The sequence below is a fragment of the Sphingobium sp. genome, assembly GCF_041987595.1.
Taxonomy (GTDB): domain Bacteria; phylum Pseudomonadota; class Alphaproteobacteria; order Sphingomonadales; family Sphingomonadaceae; genus Sphingobium.
This window is the reverse complement of sequence record NZ_JBHIWJ010000037.1, coordinates 1-17,919: the sequence shown is the minus strand read 5'-3', so window position 1 is coordinate 17,919 and position 17,919 is coordinate 1. Positions and strand designations below refer to the sequence as shown.

Sequence of the window (17,919 nt, the reverse complement as noted above, 5' to 3'; positions counted from 1 at the left end):
CCAGAGCATATCCATGGAAGCCCATATCGCCTTTCCGCTGCTGGTCGGCCTGATCGGTGTCGCTTTGCTGTTCGACTTTCTGAACGGCCTGCACGACGCCGCCAACTCGATTGCGACCATCGTGTCGACGCGGGTTTTGAAGCCGCAATATGCGGTCGCTTGGGCGGCGTTCTTCAACTTCATCGCCTTTCTCTTCTTCGGCCTGCATGTAGCCGAGACGGTGGGCAAGGGCATTGTCGACGCCAGCATCATTGACGCACAGGTGATTTTTGGCGCGCTGATGGGGGCAATCGCATGGAATCTCATCACCTGGGGATTGGGGATACCCTCCTCCAGCAGCCATGCGCTGATCGGCGGTTTGCTAGGCGCGGGCACAGCCAAGGCGGGGCTGCCGGCGGTGGTTTGGAGCGGCGTGTTCAAGACCAGTGCCGCCATCGTTCTGTCGCCTGCCATCGGTCTCATTCTGGCGCTGTTTCTGGTGCTGATCATCAGCTGGGTCTTCCGCCGCTTCACGCCGCAGGGCGCGGATCGGGTGTTCCGCAAGTTGCAGCTGGTGTCAGCATCGCTCTATTCGCTGGGCCATGGCGGCAATGACGCGCAGAAGACGATGGGGATCATTGCCGTGCTGCTCTATTCCCAGGGCATGTTGACCGGCGGCTTCCACGTGCCCTTCTGGGTCGTGCTGAGCTGCCAGGCGGCGATGGGCCTTGGCACTTTGCTGGGCGGCTGGAAGATCGTTCATACCATGGGATCCAAGATCACGCGACTCACTCCCGCTCAGGGCTTTTGCGCCGAGACCGGGGGAGCGATAACGCTGTTCCTGGCGACTCACTTGGGCGTCCCGGTATCGACGACCCATACGATCACCGGCGCGATCGTCGGAGTGGGGGCGTCTCGGCGGCTGTCGGCGGTGCGCTGGAACGTCGCCTCCAGCATCGTGGTCGCCTGGGTGGTGACTCTGCCTGCCGCCGCAGCAATCGGCGCGGCCTTCTATTGGCTGACCAGACTGTTCTGAAACAGTAGAGGGCGCGGCTGGTAGTGGCCGCGCCCTCATCCTCTCCTGAACCTTTATCCGTGGCTCAGCTCACCCGGCCGAGACGATGATAGAGATTAGCATATTTCACCGATTCGGGCTTGTCCTGAACTTCGCGCAGATAGTGCGCGATCGCGGCGCGGATCAGGCCGAAATCCTCTTGCGAGAAGACGGCGCGAGAGCGGGCGGGCTGGGGCATTTGCGTGGTCTCCATCTGATTTCCTTCTCCTGTTTTCTGGCGGCCGTTTTGACCGGATGCCTCTTGAAACCATGAAGGAGACCGGGATGTAAGGGCGATTAATGAACGCATGTCATGAGGTGACTTGTTCATATTGTCATATTTTGACATAATGACATTATGGCGGATGACCGGAAACTCTATCTGGGACCCAAGCTGCGGGTGTTGCGGCGGGAATTGGGACTGAACCAGACGCGTATGGCCGAGGAGCTGGGCGTGTCGCCGAGCTACCTCAACCATCTGGAGCGCAACCAGCGGCCGCTGACCGCACAAATGCTGCTGCGCCTTGCCAATGTCTACGACATCGACATTCGCAATTTCGTCGCCAGCACGCAGGAAGGGGCGGCGAGCGCGCTGGGCGAAATCCTGTCCGACGCGCTGGTGCGCGACATCGGCATCGCCCGCGACGAGGTGCTGGAGGTCGCGGAAAATTATCCGGGGGTGAGCGAGGCGATCGGGCGTTTCTACCGGGCCCTGAGCGATCTGCGCCGCCTGCCCGAGCAGGTCACGGCCGGACCGGGCAGCGTGGCGCTGCGACATGCGCCGATCGACTGGCTGCGCGAGACGATCGCACGGGCGGGCAATCATTTTGCCGAGCTGGACGCGGCAGCCGAAATCATGTCGGCGGCGTTGGGCGACGACCCCGGCGCGATGCAGACGGCCATCCGGGCGCGGCTGAAGGACCGTCATGGCATGGCCGTGCAGATCGTGCGCGAGGATGTGCTGGCCGGAACGCTGCGCCATTATGACATGCACCGGCGGCGGTTGCTGCTGAGCGAGCGGCTGGCCTCTTCCGGGCGGCTGTTCGCCCTCGCCTACCAGCTCTGCTCGCAGGAAATGGCGGACGGCATCGCGGCGCAGGTGGCGCGGGCGGAGCCGCCGGATGAGGACAGCCGCCGCCTCGCCGGCATCGCGCTCACCAACTATGCCGCTGCAGCGCTGATCATGCCCTATGACCGTTTCGCGAAAGCGGCGGAGCAGAGCCGCCACGATCTGCTGCTTTTGCGGACCCGCTTCGGCGTGTCGATGGAGCAGCTGGCCCATCGTCTCACCAGTCTGGGACGGACGGGAGCGCGGGGCGTGCCCTTCTTCATGGCGAAGCTGGACCGGGCGGGACAGGTTTCCAAACGCTTCGACGGCGAGGCCTGGCCCTTCGCCCGCCTGGGCGGCACCTGCCCGCGCTGGGACGCGCATGGACCGCAGCTGCCCGACGCCGTGCAGACGCAGCTGATCGAGACGACGGACGGACGGCGCTTCCTGAGCTTCACCATCGGCCTGCCCGGCGACAGCGGGGCGCGGGGACGATCCGTGATCGCGCTGGGATGCGAGGCGAAACATGGGACGCGGATCGTCCATGCCGACGGGATCGATGCGGAGAAGGCGGCAGCGACCGAAACCGGGCCGACCTGCCATCTGTGCGAGCGCCGCGCCTGTCCCGACCGCGCCCTGCCGCCGGTGACGCGGGCACTGGACCTGCACGGCTATGAGCGGACGGCGGCGCCCTTTCCGTTCCGGCGGGTCTGACGCCCGGCGCAGCGCGGGAGACGATTTGCCGCGACCTGCACGAACGATTTGGCTTTTCCGGCCTCGCGGTTATAAAGAACGATATCGTATAATTAGAAAGAGCCTTCATGTCCGAGAGTCCTGAAACGGATTTCCTTGTCGTCGGCACTGGCGCTGGCGCGCTGGCCGGCGCGATCGCCGCCCGGATGAGCGGCCTCAACCCCCTGATCGTTGAAAAAGCGTCGACATGGGGCGGGACCAGCGCCCTGTCGGGCGGCGGCGTCTGGATTCCCGCCAATCCGCTGATGGCGCGCGAAGGCGTCGAGGATTCGCTGGAAGCGGGCCTTGCCTATCTGGACGCGACCATCGGCGACGTCGGCCCGGCCAGCAGCCCCGAACGCCGCATGGCCTATCTGCGGAGCGGCCCGGAAATGGTGCAGGCTCTGGAGGATCTGGGCTTTGGCTGGCGCCGGGCGCCGCGCTATCCCGATTATTATCCCGACTATCCGGGCGGACGGGTCGGGCGCACGCTGGAGGGCGTCAATATCGACGGCAAAAGGCTGGGGCCATGGCTCGACACGATGCGCCGGTCGGCCATGCCCGCCATGGCGCTCAGCACGGACGCCGCCCCCCAGATCCCGACGTCCCTGCGTTCGCTCAAATCCTTTGCCAGCCTGATGGGCGTGATCGGCAAGACGCTGTCCTTCCGGTTGAAGGGCCAGTTGCCGCTTTCCATGGGCGAAACGCTGGTCGCGCAGCTGATGATCATCGTGCAGCGGATGAACATTCCGGTGCGGCTCAACACGCCGCTCAAGTCGCTGGTCGAGGAAGGCGGCCGGATCACGGGCGCGGTGGTCGGCACGGCCGAGGGCGACGAGACGATCGCCGCCCGGCGCGGGGTGCTGCTGTGCGCGGGCGGCTTTGCCAAGGACGCCGCCTATCGCCAGCCCTTGCAGGGCGTGACCGGCGAATGGAGTCCCGCAAGTCCCGACGATACGGGCGACGCGCACCGGATCGGCGCGGCCGTGGGCGCGCAGCTCGCGCTGATGGACGCGGCCACCTGGTATCCGGTGTCGATCCTGCCCGACGGCACGATCAATGTCGGGATATGGGAACGCACCCTGCCCGGATCGATCATCGTCGACGGCAAGGGCGAACGCTTCGTCAACGAGGCGGCATCCTATGTCGATGTCGGCCGCGCCATGCTGGACCGCGATCCATGCTGGCTGGTCTTCGACAGCCGTTACCGCAACCGCTATTTCTTCGGCGCCACCCCGCCGGGCATGAGCGGCGCGCTGGTCCGCAACGGCTTTTTCATCACCGCCCCGACCCTGGGCGAGCTGGCGGCGAAGTGCGGCATCGACGGCCAGGGGCTGGAAAAGACGGTCGGGCGCGTCAACGCCATGGCGGCGCAGGGGGTGGACGATGATTTCCAGCGCGGCGGCAATGTCTACGACCAATATTATGGCGACCCGACGCACCGGCCCAACCCGGCTTTCGGCCCGGTCGACAAGGCGCCCTTCTTCGCCACGCGCTTCTATCCCGGCGACCTCAGCACCAAGGGCGGGTTGATGGCGGACGAACATGCCCGCGTGCTGCGCGAGGACGGCAGCGTGATTGCGGGCCTCTATGCCGCAGGCAATTGCGCTGCGCCGGTCATGGGCCGGACCTATCCCGGCGCGGGCGCGACGCTGGGACCATCGATGGTCTTCGCCTGGATCGCGGCGCAGCACTGCGCAGGCGAAGCGGCGCTGTAAGCCACGAAAAAGGGGCCGCCGGGCAGGCGACCCCTTCTATCCTCTCCGCGAAAGCGGTCAGGCGCCGATCATTCGGCCTTCGACTGAAGGTTGACGGCCGCATATTTGCCGCGACGGTCGACTTCCAGTTCGAAGTCGAGGCGATCGCCTTCGTTGAGGGCGCTCATGCCGGCGCGTTCGACGGCGCTGATGTGCACGAACGCGTCGGGCTGGCCGTCGTCGCGCTGGATGAAGCCGAAGCCCTTCATGGCGTTGAAGAACTTGACCGTGCCGCTGGCGCGTTCGCCGGTCAGCTGACGCTGCGGGCCGCGGTCGCCGCCGCCCGGACGATCGCCGAAGCCGCCGGCGCGGGGTTCGCGGGGCGCGCGTTCGGTCACGGGGAGCGGTTCGCCCTCGATCTTGAGGTCGGTCGCCGACACCTTGCCGCCGCGATCGACCAGCGTGAAGCCGAGCTGCTGGCCTTCGGCCAGCCCGGTCAGGCCCGCCTGCTCGACGGCGCTGATGTGGACGAACACGTCTTCGCCGCCATCGTCACGGACGATGAAGCCGAAACCCTTCTGGCCGTTGAAGAACTTGACGACGCCGGTGCCTTCACCGACGACCTGGGCGGGCATGCCGCGGCCACCGCCGCCAAAGCCGCCGCCACCACCGCCGCCGAAGCCGCCGCGACCACCGCCGCCGCCGCCGAAACCGCCGCGGTCGCCGCCGAAGCCGCCGCCACCGCCGCCGCCGAAGCGATCACCGCCGCCGAAGCCACCACGGTCACCACCGAAGCCGCCACGATCGAAACCACCGCCAAAACCGCCGCGATCACCGCCATAGAAACTGTCGTCGCCGAAACCGTCGCGCTTGTCCTTGCCGCGCCCGCCGCGGCGACCTCTATCAAAACTCATGCCCTGTTGGTCACTTTCGCTTCGCCCCAGACTGAACCGGACAAACATGTCGGGCGAATGACATGCAGAATCCACCGCTCACACGCGGTTTGGGACTCACTATATCAACTTTTCTCAGCCACGCGAATGATTTTTGAGGCGGGTGAAAGGCCCGAAAATGGCGGCTTTGAGGCAGGTTGGGCGCCTTTCGTTCCGCGATGCGGCGGCCCGGCAGGCAGCGATTGCGATCTCGCCGCTTTCGCCATAGAGGGGAATCATGACCGTCCATTTCCATGAAGAGGATCTGCCAGAGGGCGTCCTTGCCCCCGGCCCGATCGCCGTCGATACCGAAACCATGGGGCTGATCACGCCCCGCGACCGCCTGTGCGTGGTGCAGATCAGCGACGGCGGGGGCGACGAGCATCTGGTGCGCTTCAACCCCGGCAGCGACTATGCCGCGCCCAATCTGCGCGCCGTGCTGGCCGATCCGGAGCGGCTGAAACTCTATCATTTCGGGCGGTTCGATATCGCAGCGATCAGACATTATATGGGGATCGTCGCCGCGCCGGTCTATTGCACCAAGATCGCCTCGCGGCTGGTGCGGACCTATACCGACCGCCATGGCCTCAAAGAACTGGTGCGCGAGCTGCTGGGACAGGAACTCAGCAAGGTGCAGCAGTCGAGCGACTGGGGCGGACCGGCCCTGTCCGACGCGCAGAAGGAATATGCCGCGTCCGACGTGCGCTATCTGCATGCGCTGAAGGCCGAACTGGACAAGCGCCTGATTCGCGAAGGGCGCATGGAACTGGCGCAGGCCTGTTTCGATTTCCTTCCCCACAGGGCCGAGCTGGACCTGGCGGGATGGCCGGAGATCGACATTTTCGCGCATATGTAAGGGGCAGGAGGCTTTCCCATGTCCGTCCAGGCCGATCAGCAACGCGATTTGCGCCGCCACTGGGCGCGGCCGGGGGGAAGCCATGACCGGCTGGTCCGGCTGCTCAAGAACTGGCTGCCGGTGGGCGTGGGCGTGCTGGCGGCGCTGCTGGCCACGGCGCCCTTCACCGGCGGGGACAAGGTCAGCTTCGTGCTCGACAAGAACAAGGTCGAAGTGGCGAAGGAGCGGATGCGCGTGACCGAGGCGCTCTATCGCGGCGAGGACAGCAAGGGGCAGCCCTTCTCGCTGCGGGCGGGGTCCGCGGTGCAGAAAAGCTCGCGCGAGCCGATCGTTGATCTGAATGACATGCAGGCGCGGATTCTGCTGTCCGACGGGCAGGCGCTGTTGCGGGCGCAGAAGGGGCGCTACGACATGGATACGGAGCGGGTCGCGATCGACGGACCGGTGCAGTTCCAGTCCGAGGGCGGATACCGGCTGACCACGCGGGACGTAGGCGTGGACCTGAAATCGCGGCGGATGCAGAGCGCGGGTCGGGTCGACGGGCGCATCCCCATCGGCACCTTCAGCGGCGACCATCTGGAAGCCGATCTGGGGGCGCGGACGGTGACGCTCAACGGCCGAGCGAGCTTGCGCATCGAACAAAATGGCCTCAAAGGGCGGAACTGATGAAAAAGCCCCTTATCCTGCTGTCTCTGGGCGCGCTGGGCGCCGCCGGCCTCACCTATGCCGGGGCGGACGCGCAGGTGCTGAAAAACCATGACAGCAATGCGCCGGTGAACTTCACCGCCGACCGGATCGAGGTGCAGGACCGCGCTGACCGGGTACTCGTGTCCGGAAATGTCGAAGTGACGCAGGCGGGCATGAAGCTGAACGCGGCGCGGATGACCGTCGCCTACAGGCAGCAGCCGGGCGGCGGAAGCGGGACCAACGGGATTCAGGTCGACCGGATCGACGCGTCGGGTAATGTCGTCGTCACCAGAGGGGACGAGACGGCGAAGGGCAACGTCGCCATTTACGACCTCAACAGCAAGCTGATCACCATGCTGGGCAACGTGTCGCTGACGCAGGGGACGAACCGGCTGACCGGCGGGCGGCTGTTGATCGACCTGACCAGCGGGCGCTCCACCGTGGACGGTCGGGCCGCAGGCGGCGGCGGGCCGGGCGTGTCGGGCGCAAGCGGCGGCGGGCGCGTGTCCGGAACCTTCACGGTGCCGCAGCGGAAGAACTGAACCGCGGCCGGTCGCGGCGGCGCGCAATTCGTCGCAAATCGGTTGCTTCCCCCCGGCGCGTTGAGCGATTGACGGCGCACGATAACGAGGGGGCACTTCATGAAAACCGGTCTGTTGGGTTGCGCACTCGCTCTGGGTGCGGCGCTGATGCCTGCGGCAGCGCTGGCAGACGATCCGCATGACCCCACGATGCGCAGCGCCGCGGCGCGGGCGCGGGATCGCGCGATCATCAAGCGGATGAACCAGCAGCAGTTGGCCTATGTCCGCCAGCGGGACGCCCGGCAGATGCGGAACTATCGTCAGGCGCAAGGCGGCTATGACGGCGAATATGCCGATGCGCGGGCCGAATATGAGGGCCGGATGCGGGAATGGCGCCGCGCCGTCGCGGCCTGCAATGCAGGGCGCTGGGAATATTGCGACAATTGAGTTTGTGAGGGCTCGTCAGCCGGGCGGGGCGTTGATCGCCAGTTGCGCGGCAAAGGCCCGCTGGTAGGCGGGACGCACCTCGCCGCGGGCGACATAGGCGGCGAGGCGGGGATATTCGTCCAGCAGGCCCGACATGCGCAGGCGGAGCAGGACGGACACCATCATCAGATCGCCCGCGCTGAAGGCACCGTCGAGCCAGTCCGCCTCGCCCAGCCGGGCGGAGAGCTGGTCCAGCCGGGTGCGGATCCGGTCCATCACCAGCGGCAGGCGCTCTGCGCTCCAGGGCTTGTCGTGCTCGATGATCCTGACGGTCATGAGCTCGAGAATCGGTGGCTCCACGGTGTTCAGCGCCGCAAACATCCACATGATCGCCCGCGCCCGCGCATCGTCCTCCTGCGGCAGCAGGCCCGGATAGTGCTGGGCGATGTGGAGGACGATCGCGCCCGTCTCGAACAGGGCGAGGCCGCCTTCCTCATAGGTGGGAATCTGGCCGAAAGGGTGGAGCCTCAGATGATCGGGCGCCTTCATCGCGGCGAAGGAAACGAGCCGCACATCATAAGGCTGGCCCACCTCTTCAAGCGCCCAGCGGACCCGCGTGTCGCGCGCCAGTCCCTTGCCGCCGTCGGGCGACCGCTCGAACGCGGTGATGGTGATGGTCATGGCACCTGCTCTCTTGCTCCCTCAGGGTCGCTCGTCCCAGCGCATGAGCCGGGGCTGGCCGCCGGCATCGATCGCCAGTTCGCCAAAGGCGCCCGTGCGCAGCTTGAGCGCGGCCGGCGACGCGCCGATGGCGAGCAGGGCGAAACGGGCGGCGCCGTTGCTGGTGACGAGCAGCTCTGCCCCCTCCCCGCCCTGCGCGAACCAGCCCCTCCACGCGGCGATGCGGGTTTCGGCGTCGACCCGCCAGCCTTCGGGCGGGATTCCGCGCTCGTCCCAGTCGGCAAGGGCCTCTTCGCCGATCCGGGCGAGAACCTCGGCTTCGGGGCGGCCTTCGTCGGGGCCGTGGTCAATCTCGTTGAGCCAGGGCAGCGGGCCGTCCGTGGGATGGCCCGTCGCGGCGGCGATCGCGGCGGCGGTTTCCTGCGCGCGAAGCAGCGGGCTGCTGTGGAGGCGGCGGATCGGCAGGTCCTGCGCCGCGAAATAATCGCCGAGCCGGGCGGCCTGAACCCGGCCGCTTTCCACCAGCGCAATGTCGGTGCCGGCGCCGATGCGGCACGCCTGGGCGCTGCTTTCGAAGGTGTTGCCGTGTCGGATGATGAAGATGCGGCGCATGGGAATCAGGCGGCGAGCGGCGGGGTCGGATCACCATGGGTCGCGATCAGCGCCTCGACGCGGGCAATGTCCGCCTCCGTATCGATGCCGGAACTGTCGAAACGGGGCGGGCTGACCGGCACGGTGGTCACGGGGATGCCAAGTTCCAGCAGGCGGAGCTGCTCCAGCCCCTCCAGATTTTCCAGCGCCGTGGGCGGCGTGTTCTCAAAGCGGCTCAGCGCCTCGAACGTGTAGCCATAGAGGCCGACATGGCGCCAGACCGGCGACAAAGGCTGGCTCCGGCGCAGCGCATCCTCGCCGCGGATCGCCGGGATGATGGTTTTCGAGAACCAGAGGGCGCGGCCATCGGGGCTGCGGGCGCAGGTCGTGCCGCTGAAGGGCGAGCGGGTCTTGTGGTCGCGCAGCGCGTCCAGCGCGGGCCAGTCGAGGGCGATGACCGGAGTGGCGACCTGCGCCCCCTCCTCCAGCGCGGCGATCACCGAACGCAGCGCGCCTTCGGGCTGGAAGGGCGAATCGCCTTGCAGGTTGACGACATAGCGCGGGGCGGTTCCGCTTTGCCGGGCAGCGGCGAGGGCGCGGCCCGATCCGGTGGCGATGGCGCTGTCCGTCATCGCCGCTTCGCACCCTGCGGCGCGGGCGTGGCCGGCAATCTCCTCATCGTCCGTGGCGACGAGCAGATGCGCATGCGGCAGCCCCCGCGTGGCGGCGCGGGCCATGGCGATGGTCCGGTGCAGCAGGGTGCGCCCAGCGATCAGGCGCAGCGGCTTGCGCGGCAGCCGGGAAGACCCCGCCCGCGCCGGAATGACGATCAATAAGGGAGTGGCCGACATTCAGTTCAGACGGAGCCGGGAAGCGGGATTTTCGAGCATCGGAACGCAGCCTGCTTCAGCAGGTGAGCGCCCAAGCGCAGAAAATAGCGCTTCGCAGGCCCGTATGGGCGGAATGACGATCATCCCCTCAGGCGACGCCCGCGTGCAGCAGGTCATGCATGTGGATCGCGCCGACCAGACGGTCCTTTTCGCACACGAACAGGAGCATGATGTTATGATCGTGCATCAGCCGGAGCGCTTCGGACGCCAGTTCCTCCGGGCTGACCGAAAGCGGCTGTTCCGTCATGTAGCGGCCGACCGGCTCGTTCATGTGGCGGGTGCCGGTGACGGTGCGGCGCAGGTCGCCGTCGGTGAAGGCGCCGATCAGCGCGCCCTTGCCGTCGACCACCGCCGTCCCGCCCAGCCGGGCGCGGGTCATTTCGATGGTCGCGTCGAGCAGAGAGGCGTCCTCCGGCACGCGGGGGACGTCCGTGCCCGACGCCATGAGTTCGCGCACCTTGACGAGTTGCGCGCCCAGACGGCCGTTGGGATGGAATTTGTGGAAATCGTCCGCCGAAAAGCCCCGCATTTCCATGAGCGCGATGGCGAGCGCGTCGCCGAACGCCATCTGGATCGTCGTCGACGTGGTGGGCGCCAGCGAATTGGGGCAGGCCTCCTTCACGTCGGGCATCAGGATGCAGATGTCGGACGCCATGGCGACCGTGCTGCTGTCCCGCGCCGTCATGCCGAGCAGCGGAATGGCGAAGCGCTTGCAATATTGGATGATCGGCCCAAGCTCGTTGGACTCGCCCGAATGGGACAGCATCAGCACGACATCGTCGGGCGTCACCATGCCCAGATCGCCATGCCCGGCATCGGCCGGATGCAGGAAAATGGCGGGGGTCCCGGTGGATGTGAGCGTCGCCGTCATCTTGCGCGCGACGATGCCGCTCTTGCCCATGCCGGTCACGATCAGGCGGCCGCGCACGCTCATGATCACGCCGACCATCCGCAGGAAGGTCGCCGAAAATTCGCGCTCGTTAAATCGCGCCTCCAGCGCATTCAGCCCTTCGGCCGCTATGGACAATGTGCGGCGCGCGGTTTCCGCGATCCGCCCGCCTGAGCCAAATGGCACAATCTTCGTTACTGTCGACACGCGTAAGCCCTTTTTTCCACCGTCGCCACCAGTTTACCCGGCTGACGACAGTGGCGACGGCCACCTTCCCACGGTGTGCCGTCCATACCTCGTTCCGCGACCCGACTGGTCAGACCCCAACCAGCACCCGGGCGAATGGATAGGCCTCTTCTCTGAGAAATGGCAATCTCTTTCGCAAGCGCGAATGATGTTTTGCGCGCCATTAACGCCACAATGGATGAAAAAGCGATCAACCGATCAACGGCATCGGCAACACGCGGAACCTTTTGGCGGCATGAAGGTTGTTGAGCGCCTTGTGCGGTGCGCCACGATCAGCCGTGATAGGCGCGATACCAGTCGACGAAACGCGGAACCCCTGCCTCGATGCCGGTGGTGGGAGCGAAACCGATATCCTGCGCGATGGCGCTGATGTCGGCGAAGGTCGCGGGCACGTCGCCCGGCTGCATCGGCTGGAAGTCGATTTCCGCCTTTCGCCCGCAGGCTTCCTCCAGAACGGCGATGAGGTGCATCAGCTCCTCCGGCCGATTGTTCCCGATATTGTAGAGCCGGTGGGGCGAGCGGCTGCCCCCAGCCTTGACCGAGCCGTCATCCTCCGGCGCATGGTCGAGACAGCCGATCACGCCGCTGACGATATCGTCGATATAGGTGAAGTCGCGCTGCATCCGGCCATGGTTGAACACCGGGATCGGCTGACCCGACAGGATTTTCGAAGTAAAGATCCACATCGCCATGTCCGGACGGCCCCAGGGACCATAGACGGTGAAGAAGCGCAGGCCGGTCATCGGTATGCGGAAGAGATGGGCGTAGGTTTCGCTCATCAGCTCGTCCGCCTTCTTGGTCGCGGCATAGAGCGAGACGGGATGGTCGGCGCGGTCCTCGACCCGGAAGGGCAGGCTGTCATTGCCGCCATAGACCGAGGAGGAAGACGCGTAGACCAGATGCCGCACCCGCCGTTCCCGCGCCAGTTCCAGCATGTTGACATGGCCCGCAAGGTTCGAGCGGACATAGGCGTGCGGATTTATCAGCGAATAGCGGACCCCCGCCTGCGCGCCCAGATGGACGATCGCATCGATCGGATGATCGTGCAGCGCCGCCTGAAGCGCGTCCATGTCGGCGAAATCCAGCTCGGCGAAGGTGAAGAGGCCGCCATGCCGTTCCTGCAGCGCGGCGATGCGGTCGCGCTTCAGCGAGACCGGATAATAATCGTTCATATTGTCGATGCCGAAGACGGCCCGCCCATCGGACAGCAGCCGGTCGGCCACGGCCATGCCGATGAACCCGGCGGCGCCTGTGACAAATATGGTCATGCGATGCTGTTCCTGTTGGCGGGTTGATGTCTCGCTTGCCATCTTTCTCAGAATATCCGGCACGCCATGTAAAGGGCTTTCCCCATAAGCCCCGTATTTGTCCCTAAAATTTCTTTAAGTTAGGCTTTCCATAATCATTGCTGGCTATCGCGGGCACCATGGACATGGCTTCCCATCCCGCCGTGGCGACGGCGCATGCCTTTGCGCCCGCGCAGCGCGTGCGCTGGGCCGCGCTGGCCGATGAGGCGGCGGAGGCCAATGCCTTTTATGCCCCCGACATGCTGGGCGCGGCGCTGGATCATCTGGCGGGCGACGCGCATGTCCGCATGGTCGAGGCGCAACGGGACGGCGAACTGATCGGACTGATGCCGGTGGTGGTCGCGTCCCGGCATGGGCGGCTGCCGATCGGCTGCGTCACCAACTGGATGCATGACCATTGCTTCTTCGGTGCGCCGCTGATTCGGCGGGGCGAGGAAGTCGCGGCGTGGCGGGCCTTGCTGGGCCAGCTTGACGAGGCGCGCTGGGCGCAAGGTTTCCTGCATCTGCGCGGGCTGGACGCGGCCGGGGCCAATGCGGCGGCGCTGGAGGCGCTGTGCGTCGAGCAGCGGCGCGGGCGGCGCGAGGTGCACCGCTACGACCGGGCGATGCTGCGGTCGGAGCTGGACGCCGACGCCTATTGGGAAAGCCAGGTGCGGGCCAAGAAGCGCAAGGAATTGCGGCGCCTGCAAAAGCGGCTGGCGGAGCTGGGCGCGGTCGAGAGCCGGTTGCTGGCCGATCGGGCCGACCTGGCGGCATGGTGCGGCGAGTTTCTGGCGCTGGAGGCGTCAGGCTGGAAGGGGCGCGAAGGAACGGCGCTGGCCTGCAGGGCGGAGGATGCGGCCTTTTTCCGCGCCGCCTGCGCAGCGGCGCTCGACCATGGACGGCTGCACTTCCTGCGCATGGACCTTGACGGGCGGGCGATCGCGATGCTCGTCAATTTCCGGCATGGCGAGGGCGCCTTTTCCTTCAAGATCGCTTTTGACGAGGCGCTGGGGCGCTTTTCGCCGGGCGTGCTGATCGAGATCGCCAATCTGCATGCGGTGCAGGCCGATTCGGCTATCGGCTGGATGGACAGTTGCGCAGCGGCGGATCACCCGATGATCGACAGCCTGTGGGCGGAGCGGCGGACCATCACCCAATATCGGATCGCGCTGAAGGGACCGGGGCGCAGCGCGGCCTTTGCCCTCGCCAACGGGGTCGAGGCGTTGGGGCGCAGATTGAAAGGGCAGGAATGAACGCGGTCAGTTCCATCGAGGCGGCGGTGTTTCCGGACGCGGCGCGGGCGGTTTTCGCGGCGGCCTATCCGGATCGGGCGGCGAAATTGAGCCATGGTCTTGCCGGGCATGAACGGCTGACGCTGGAGGCGCTCGCGCAGCTCGCCGAGCGGATGCCCGCCGCGTCGGTGGAATATAATCTGGGCAAGCTGCCCTTGGGCGTGCGGCCGGAGGACACGCCCGCCAATGGGCTGAGCCTTGGCGAGACGATCCGCACCATCGAGACGAACGGCAGCTGGGCGGTGCTGAAGAATGTCGAGCGGGATGCCGCCTATGGCGCGCTGCTCGACCGGGCGTTGGGCGAGCTGGCGCCGCTGGTGGATCGGGAAACCGGGCCGATGCTGCACCGCGAGGCCTTCATCTTCCTGTCCTCTCCGGGCAGCGTGACGCCGTTTCACATGGACCCGGAGCATAATATCCTGCTCCAGATCCGGGGGGAGAAGACCATGACGGTCTTTCCCGCCGGGGACGAGGAGCTGGTGCCCGCGATCCAGAGCGAGGCATTCCATGCGGGCGGGCATCGCAATCTCGACTGGCGGGACGGGTTTCGCGACCGCGGGACGGCGGTGACGCTGCTGCCCGGCGATGCCATCCATGTGCCGGTGAAGGCGCCCCATTTCGTCGAGAACGGGCCTGCCGTGTCGGTCAGCCTGTCGGTCACATGGCGCTCGGAGCGGAGCGTGGCGGAGGGCGAGTTGCATGGCTTCAACGCCATCCTGCGGCGGCGCAGGCTGCCGACCGGGCGGATCAGCGCCACGCCAGAGGCGCAGGGCGTGAAGCGGCTGGCCTATCGCATCATGCGGAAGCTGGGCGTTTAAGGAGCCTGCGCAGCCATGCCTCGGCTTCCAGGCGCGGGCTGAAACGGTCGATCTGCCACCATTCCAGCGCCTCCTCGCGGGTGGCGAGGCTCTGCTTGTAGCGGTCCTTGCCTGCGAGCAGGGAATAGAGCTGGAGGCCGCGCCGCGCATAATGATCGACGGCGGCGGCGTGGCAGAGCAGGCCGGGCTTGTCTTTGGAGCCGCGCGGGGCGGCGAAGGCGGACTGATAGTTCATCGCCGCGCCGCCATGGAGGATATTGAGGAGCAGTCCGACGGTGCCGCCGCTATCGGTGAAGCGCAGCAGTTCGACCTGATCGCTCCGGCTTGCCAGTCGGGTCACGAAGCCGCAGAAGCCTGCATCGTCCCAGGCATTGTCGGCGTGTCGGCCCTGATTGAAGGCCTGCATTTCCGCGAGCCACGGCTCGATATCCGCGGGCGTGGCCGTGGCGATCGTCGGGAGCGTGCCGCCATGGTCCTTGATCGCCCGTCGGATCTGGCTGCGCGTGTTGGCGCTCAGCAGCGAGAGATAGTCGGATGCGCGGACGGCCTCGAGGTCGACCTGATAGACGGGCGCGGAGTCGAGGCGCGTCCTGCGACGGGCGGGGACGGCGAGGAGAGCCGATCCGGGCGCGACGCCGCTGAGGCGCAGGGTGCGCCAGTCGTTGCGCCGGGCGAGCGCCTTGAGGGCGGCATCCATAGCCTCCCCCTCCCTGCCCTTTTCCGTCAGCAGGCCATTATATTCGATGAAGGGCCGGTCGGCGCCGGGATCGCCCGACTGGTTGAGCGAGAGCGTGGCGCTGCGGCCCAACAGGCGTGGCTGCATGGCGTGGCCGAACAGGGCGAGCGCGACGTCCCGACCCTGACTGTCCGTGACGGAGAGCAGTTCGGGGCGGACGGCGTAGCTTTCCAGCCAGCTGCCGGTCCAGCTCCAGCCAAGGAAGAAGCTGGCCTGCGCCCGGACCTCCAGCGCCTGCCAGCGGGGGGCGAGGGTGGAGAGATCGGGCAGGCGGGTGAAATGGGCGGTAAGGGCCATGGCCTGCCCTTGTGGCAGAGCCGCGGCGGGGGTCAAGCGCTTGCGTGGAGGCGCTAAAGTTCGCGGCGCAGGGCCGGGTCGACCGAGCCGTCCGGACGCACGCCGGCGCGGGCGAGGTCCCTTTTCATGCGGCCGGTGAGAAAGCGGAACCACATCACGAAATCGGCGCGCAGCGACCAGAGCGGATAACGGAACGTGGCCGGGCGGTTATGTTCGATCAGGCTATGGCCGGCCCAGGCGAAGCCATAGCCGGCCAGCGGCAGCGCGGGGACCATCCACCAGCGCCCGGCGACCGGCAGCGCCGCCAGCAGCAGCACGACGAGGCTGGTCCCGGCATAATGCAGCGCCCGCGTGCCGGGGCGCGCATGTTCCTGGAGATAATAGGGCCAGAAGTCCCGGAACGCCGCCTTATCCGCCATCGCTCTCCCCTGTCATGGCGGATCCTATCCGAAACCATGATCGAGGTTAAGACAGATGCGTCAGGCCGTGTGCCGATCGGGGGCGAACAGGAAATAGTCATAGGCCGCGCGTGCCGCTTCGGCCATGATCCGGTCGCGCAGCACATGCCCCTTATAATCCTTCATCACGAACACGGTGATCGCGAACAGGCGACCGTCCGGCAGCGTGATGATACCCACATCATTGCCCAGGCCATTGAGCGTCCCGGTCTTGTGCGCGATGCGGGTGCCCGGCGGAAGCATGGCGCGCAGGCGGTCCTTGCCGGTCCTGCACCGTTCCATGATCGACAGGATGATCGCCGTCGTCTGGGGCCGAAGCGCCTTGCCCAGCCGGATCGCGGCCAGCAGATCATCCATCGCGCGCGGCGTGGCGGTGTCGCGGGGGTCCTGGCTGAAACCGATATTGGGCATGTCGCGGGCGTCGCGCTGCGCGGCGGACAGGCCGGATTCCATCGCGGCCTCGTCGCCGAAGCCGATGCCTGCGATCTTGGCGCGGGCGAGCAGGTCGCGGGTGTTGCTGTCGATGCGCAGATTCTTGACGCCGATCGACCGGACCCAGTCATTGACCGCCCGCGGCCCGCCCGCGCGGGCGACCAGCGCGTCGGTCGCCTCATTGTCGCTTTGGATGAGGCTCATTTCCAGCAGGGTGCGGATCGGCAGCGGACGGCCGAGGCGCGGCGCCGTTTCGTCGAGGCTGAGGCTGCCCGCGTCGAGCAGGGAAAGGATCTTGCCCGCCACCGCCACCTTATAGGTGCTGGCCATCGGGAACAGCGTGTCGCCATTATAGGCCAGCGTCTCGCCCGTGCCGAGGTCGCGCACCGCAATCCCGACGGTTCCATCGGTCAGCGTCGCGAAGCGGGCGAATTCGGCCATCAGGCGCGATTCCGCGCTCTGCTGGACGGGGTTGGGCGTGGGACCGAAGGCGTCGGCGGTGGGCAGCGGGGCAAGGAACAGCCCCATGAAGGCAATCAGCTTGGTACGAAGGCGCGGCATCCACCTTCTTTTCCCGATTCGGGGAGCGAGGGCAAGTGGTGTTGACAGCGGTTCGAGGCCCGGTTCATCACACCGGGCCATGACCGACACGATCAAGCTGGATGAGAGCTGGCGCGCGCCGCTGCTCGGGGAATTCGCAAGTCCTTATATGCAGGGGCTGAAACGCTTTCTGGAAGAGGAAAAGGCTGCGGGGAAGCGCATTTTCCCCAAGGGCAGCGAATATTTCCGGGCGCTGGACCTGACGCCGCTCGACAGGGTGAAGGTGGTGGTGCTGGGGCAGGACCCCTATCATGGCGAGGGGCAGGCGCATGGCCTGTGCTTTTCGGTGCAGCCGGGGGTGCGCACGCCGCCGTCGCTGGTCAATATCTACAAGGAACTGAAGAGCGATCTGGGCCTTGCGCCGCCGCGCCACGGCTTTCTGGAACATTGGGCGCGGCAGGGCGTGCTGCTGCTCAACAGCGTGCTGACGGTGGAAATGGGCAAGGCCGCGTCGCACCAGAAGCGGGGCTGGGAACAGTTTACCGACGCGATCGTGCGGCTGGTCAACGAGAAGGCCGAGCCGGTCGTATTCCTCCTCTGGGGCGCCTATGCCCAGCGCAAGGGCGATTTCGTAGACGGTTCGCGGCATCTGGTGCTGAAGGCGGCGCACCCCTCGCCCCTGTCGGCGCATAACGGATTCCTTGGGTGCGGGCATTTTTCCAAAGCGAACGCGTTTCTGGAGGCGAAGGGGCGCGGGGGGATCGACTGGGACTTGCCCGAAATCGCCGCGGCCTGAGCGTTTGAACGCCCTCGCGATCGGCGCGTTCA

At 66.6% G+C, this 17,919-nt stretch carries 20 protein-coding genes; 10 read left to right on the top strand and 10 right to left on the bottom strand.

Annotated features, from left to right (window positions below; genetic code table 11):
* The first annotated feature begins 13 nt into the window (after nt 1–13).
* Nucleotides 14–1,015: an anion permease gene (locus ACFC3J_RS11410; RefSeq protein ID WP_375196292.1), complete on the top strand. Its 1,002-nt coding sequence runs from the start codon at nt 14–16 to the stop codon at nt 1,013–1,015.
* Nucleotides 1,016–1,079: 64 nt separating this feature from the next.
* Here the strand turns inward: ACFC3J_RS11410 and ACFC3J_RS11405 are convergent, their stop codons facing one another.
* Nucleotides 1,080–1,247, bottom strand: a complete 168-nt coding sequence (locus ACFC3J_RS11405; RefSeq protein WP_375196291.1) for a hypothetical protein — start codon at nt 1,245–1,247, stop codon at nt 1,080–1,082.
* Between the two features lie 144 nt (nt 1,248–1,391).
* Between ACFC3J_RS11405 and ACFC3J_RS11400 the strand changes: the two genes are divergently transcribed.
* Together ACFC3J_RS11400 and ACFC3J_RS11395 are read left to right on the top strand one after the other, a co-directional pair.
* The gene (locus tag ACFC3J_RS11400) at nt 1,392–2,795 is read left to right on the top strand and encodes a short-chain fatty acyl-CoA regulator family protein (RefSeq protein ID WP_375196290.1); all 1,404 of its coding nucleotides are present in this window, start codon (nt 1,392–1,394) and stop codon (nt 2,793–2,795) included.
* Nucleotides 2,796–2,902: 107 nt separating this feature from the next.
* Nucleotides 2,903–4,531 carry an FAD-binding protein gene (locus ACFC3J_RS11395; protein ID WP_375196289.1) on the top strand — a complete coding sequence of 543 codons (1,629 nt, stop codon included), beginning with the start codon at nt 2,903–2,905 and terminating at the stop codon, nt 4,529–4,531.
* A 68-nt stretch (nt 4,532–4,599) separates the two neighbouring features.
* On the opposite strand, the gene ACFC3J_RS11390 is transcribed toward ACFC3J_RS11395, so the two are convergent.
* A complete protein-coding gene (locus tag ACFC3J_RS11390) occupies nt 4,600–5,424 on the bottom strand; it encodes a cold-shock protein (protein WP_375196288.1) in 825 nt (274 codons plus the stop codon).
* A 256-nt stretch (nt 5,425–5,680) separates the two neighbouring features.
* Here ACFC3J_RS11390 and ACFC3J_RS11385 point away from each other — a divergent pair, with 256 nt between their 5' ends.
* From ACFC3J_RS11385 to ACFC3J_RS11370, 4 genes are all read left to right on the top strand, one after another.
* Nucleotides 5,681–6,298: a ribonuclease D gene (locus ACFC3J_RS11385; RefSeq protein WP_192665367.1), complete on the top strand. Its 618-nt coding sequence runs from the start codon at nt 5,681–5,683 to the stop codon at nt 6,296–6,298.
* An 18-nt stretch (nt 6,299–6,316) separates the two neighbouring features.
* Nucleotides 6,317–6,964, top strand: a complete 648-nt coding sequence (locus tag ACFC3J_RS11380; RefSeq protein WP_375196287.1) for an LPS export ABC transporter periplasmic protein LptC — start codon at nt 6,317–6,319, stop codon at nt 6,962–6,964.
* Nucleotides 6,964–7,527 (top strand): LptA/OstA family protein, encoded by a 564-nt coding sequence (locus ACFC3J_RS11375; RefSeq protein ID WP_375196286.1) that lies wholly within the window; start codon nt 6,964–6,966, stop codon nt 7,525–7,527. Before ACFC3J_RS11380 ends, ACFC3J_RS11375 begins: the two co-directional genes overlap by 1 nt.
* 99 nt (nt 7,528–7,626) lie before the next feature.
* Complete coding sequence (locus ACFC3J_RS11370; RefSeq protein ID WP_375196285.1) at nt 7,627–7,953, top strand: hypothetical protein; 327 nt, start codon at nt 7,627–7,629, stop codon at nt 7,951–7,953.
* 15 nt (nt 7,954–7,968) lie between these two features.
* Here the strand turns inward: ACFC3J_RS11370 and ACFC3J_RS11365 are convergent, their stop codons facing one another.
* From ACFC3J_RS11365 to ACFC3J_RS11345, 5 genes are all read right to left on the bottom strand, one after another.
* On the bottom strand, nt 7,969–8,613 hold the full coding sequence (locus ACFC3J_RS11365; RefSeq protein ID WP_375196284.1) for a glutathione S-transferase family protein: 645 nt from the start codon (nt 8,611–8,613) through the stop codon (nt 7,969–7,971).
* 21 nt (nt 8,614–8,634) lie between these two features.
* A complete protein-coding gene (locus ACFC3J_RS11360) occupies nt 8,635–9,225 on the bottom strand; it encodes a histidine phosphatase family protein (protein ID WP_375196283.1) in 591 nt (196 codons plus the stop codon).
* 5 nt (nt 9,226–9,230) lie between these two features.
* Nucleotides 9,231–10,055: a 3-deoxy-manno-octulosonate cytidylyltransferase gene (locus ACFC3J_RS11355; RefSeq protein WP_375196282.1), complete on the bottom strand. Its 825-nt coding sequence runs from the start codon at nt 10,053–10,055 to the stop codon at nt 9,231–9,233.
* A 127-nt stretch (nt 10,056–10,182) separates the two neighbouring features.
* Entirely contained in the window at nt 10,183–11,190 is a 1,008-nt protein-coding gene (locus tag ACFC3J_RS11350) for an SIS domain-containing protein (protein ID WP_375196281.1), read from the bottom strand.
* Nucleotides 11,191–11,501: 311 nt separating this feature from the next.
* Nucleotides 11,502–12,497: an NAD-dependent epimerase/dehydratase family protein gene (locus ACFC3J_RS11345; protein WP_375196280.1), complete on the bottom strand. Its 996-nt coding sequence runs from the start codon at nt 12,495–12,497 to the stop codon at nt 11,502–11,504.
* A 158-nt stretch (nt 12,498–12,655) separates the two neighbouring features.
* Here ACFC3J_RS11345 and ACFC3J_RS11340 point away from each other — a divergent pair, with 158 nt between their 5' ends.
* Nucleotides 12,656–13,771 carry a GNAT family N-acetyltransferase gene (locus ACFC3J_RS11340; protein WP_375196279.1) on the top strand — a complete coding sequence of 372 codons (1,116 nt, stop codon included), beginning with the start codon at nt 12,656–12,658 and terminating at the stop codon, nt 13,769–13,771.
* Nucleotides 13,768–14,628 (top strand): cupin-like domain-containing protein, encoded by an 861-nt coding sequence (locus ACFC3J_RS11335; protein WP_375196278.1) that lies wholly within the window; start codon nt 13,768–13,770, stop codon nt 14,626–14,628. The genes ACFC3J_RS11340 and ACFC3J_RS11335 overlap by 4 nt, the downstream gene beginning before the upstream one ends.
* On the opposite strand, the gene ACFC3J_RS11330 is transcribed toward ACFC3J_RS11335, so the two are convergent.
* From ACFC3J_RS11330 to ACFC3J_RS11320, 3 genes are read right to left on the bottom strand one after another with little or no spacing between them, the layout of a single operon-like run.
* Nucleotides 14,606–15,661, bottom strand: coding sequence for a GNAT family N-acetyltransferase (locus ACFC3J_RS11330; protein ID WP_375196277.1), 1,056 nt, complete (start codon nt 15,659–15,661; stop codon nt 14,606–14,608). The genes ACFC3J_RS11335 and ACFC3J_RS11330 overlap by 23 nt on opposite strands.
* A gap of 53 nt (nt 15,662–15,714) precedes the next feature.
* The gene (locus ACFC3J_RS11325; RefSeq protein ID WP_375196276.1) at nt 15,715–16,080 is read right to left on the bottom strand and encodes an Mpo1-like protein; all 366 of its coding nucleotides are present in this window, start codon (nt 16,078–16,080) and stop codon (nt 15,715–15,717) included.
* Nucleotides 16,081–16,140: 60 nt separating this feature from the next.
* Nucleotides 16,141–17,112 (bottom strand): serine hydrolase, encoded by a 972-nt coding sequence (locus ACFC3J_RS11320; RefSeq protein ID WP_375196275.1) that lies wholly within the window; start codon nt 17,110–17,112, stop codon nt 16,141–16,143.
* A 79-nt stretch (nt 17,113–17,191) separates the two neighbouring features.
* On the opposite strand from ACFC3J_RS11320, the gene ung reads away from it, so the two are divergent.
* Nucleotides 17,192–17,887, top strand: coding sequence for a uracil-DNA glycosylase (gene ung / locus ACFC3J_RS11315; RefSeq protein ID WP_375196274.1), 696 nt, complete (start codon nt 17,192–17,194; stop codon nt 17,885–17,887).
* Nucleotides 17,888–17,919: the final 32 nt, after the last annotated feature.

What these genes read in the sequence shown, in the direction of transcription:
- ACFC3J_RS11410 (WP_375196292.1), top strand. Translation starts at nt 14, where the DNA reads ATGGAAGCCCATATCGCCTTTCCGCTGCTGGTCGGCCTGATCGGTGTC.
- ACFC3J_RS11405 (WP_375196291.1), bottom strand. Translation starts at nt 1,247, where the DNA reads ATGGAGACCACGCAAATGCCCCAGCCCGCCCGCTCTCGCGCCGTCTTC.
- ACFC3J_RS11400 (WP_375196290.1), top strand. Translation starts at nt 1,392, where the DNA reads ATGGCGGATGACCGGAAACTCTATCTGGGACCCAAGCTGCGGGTGTTG.
- ACFC3J_RS11395 (WP_375196289.1), top strand. Translation starts at nt 2,903, where the DNA reads ATGTCCGAGAGTCCTGAAACGGATTTCCTTGTCGTCGGCACTGGCGCT.
- ACFC3J_RS11390 (WP_375196288.1), bottom strand. Translation starts at nt 5,424, where the DNA reads ATGAGTTTTGATAGAGGTCGCCGCGGCGGGCGCGGCAAGGACAAGCGC.
- ACFC3J_RS11385 (WP_192665367.1), top strand. Translation starts at nt 5,681, where the DNA reads ATGACCGTCCATTTCCATGAAGAGGATCTGCCAGAGGGCGTCCTTGCC.
- ACFC3J_RS11380 (WP_375196287.1), top strand. Translation starts at nt 6,317, where the DNA reads ATGTCCGTCCAGGCCGATCAGCAACGCGATTTGCGCCGCCACTGGGCG.
- ACFC3J_RS11375 (WP_375196286.1), top strand. Translation starts at nt 6,964, where the DNA reads ATGAAAAAGCCCCTTATCCTGCTGTCTCTGGGCGCGCTGGGCGCCGCC.
- ACFC3J_RS11370 (WP_375196285.1), top strand. Translation starts at nt 7,627, where the DNA reads ATGAAAACCGGTCTGTTGGGTTGCGCACTCGCTCTGGGTGCGGCGCTG.
- ACFC3J_RS11365 (WP_375196284.1), bottom strand. Translation starts at nt 8,613, where the DNA reads ATGACCATCACCATCACCGCGTTCGAGCGGTCGCCCGACGGCGGCAAG.
- ACFC3J_RS11360 (WP_375196283.1), bottom strand. Translation starts at nt 9,225, where the DNA reads ATGCGCCGCATCTTCATCATCCGACACGGCAACACCTTCGAAAGCAGC.
- ACFC3J_RS11355 (WP_375196282.1), bottom strand. Translation starts at nt 10,055, where the DNA reads ATGTCGGCCACTCCCTTATTGATCGTCATTCCGGCGCGGGCGGGGTCT.
- ACFC3J_RS11345 (WP_375196280.1), bottom strand. Translation starts at nt 12,497, where the DNA reads ATGACCATATTTGTCACAGGCGCCGCCGGGTTCATCGGCATGGCCGTG.
- ACFC3J_RS11340 (WP_375196279.1), top strand. Translation starts at nt 12,656, where the DNA reads ATGGACATGGCTTCCCATCCCGCCGTGGCGACGGCGCATGCCTTTGCG.
- ACFC3J_RS11335 (WP_375196278.1), top strand. Translation starts at nt 13,768, where the DNA reads ATGAACGCGGTCAGTTCCATCGAGGCGGCGGTGTTTCCGGACGCGGCG.
- ACFC3J_RS11330 (WP_375196277.1), bottom strand. Translation starts at nt 15,661, where the DNA reads ATGGCCCTTACCGCCCATTTCACCCGCCTGCCCGATCTCTCCACCCTC.
- ACFC3J_RS11325 (WP_375196276.1), bottom strand. Translation starts at nt 16,080, where the DNA reads ATGGCGGATAAGGCGGCGTTCCGGGACTTCTGGCCCTATTATCTCCAG.
- ACFC3J_RS11320 (WP_375196275.1), bottom strand. Translation starts at nt 17,112, where the DNA reads ATGCCGCGCCTTCGTACCAAGCTGATTGCCTTCATGGGGCTGTTCCTT.
- ung (WP_375196274.1), top strand. Translation starts at nt 17,192, where the DNA reads ATGACCGACACGATCAAGCTGGATGAGAGCTGGCGCGCGCCGCTGCTC.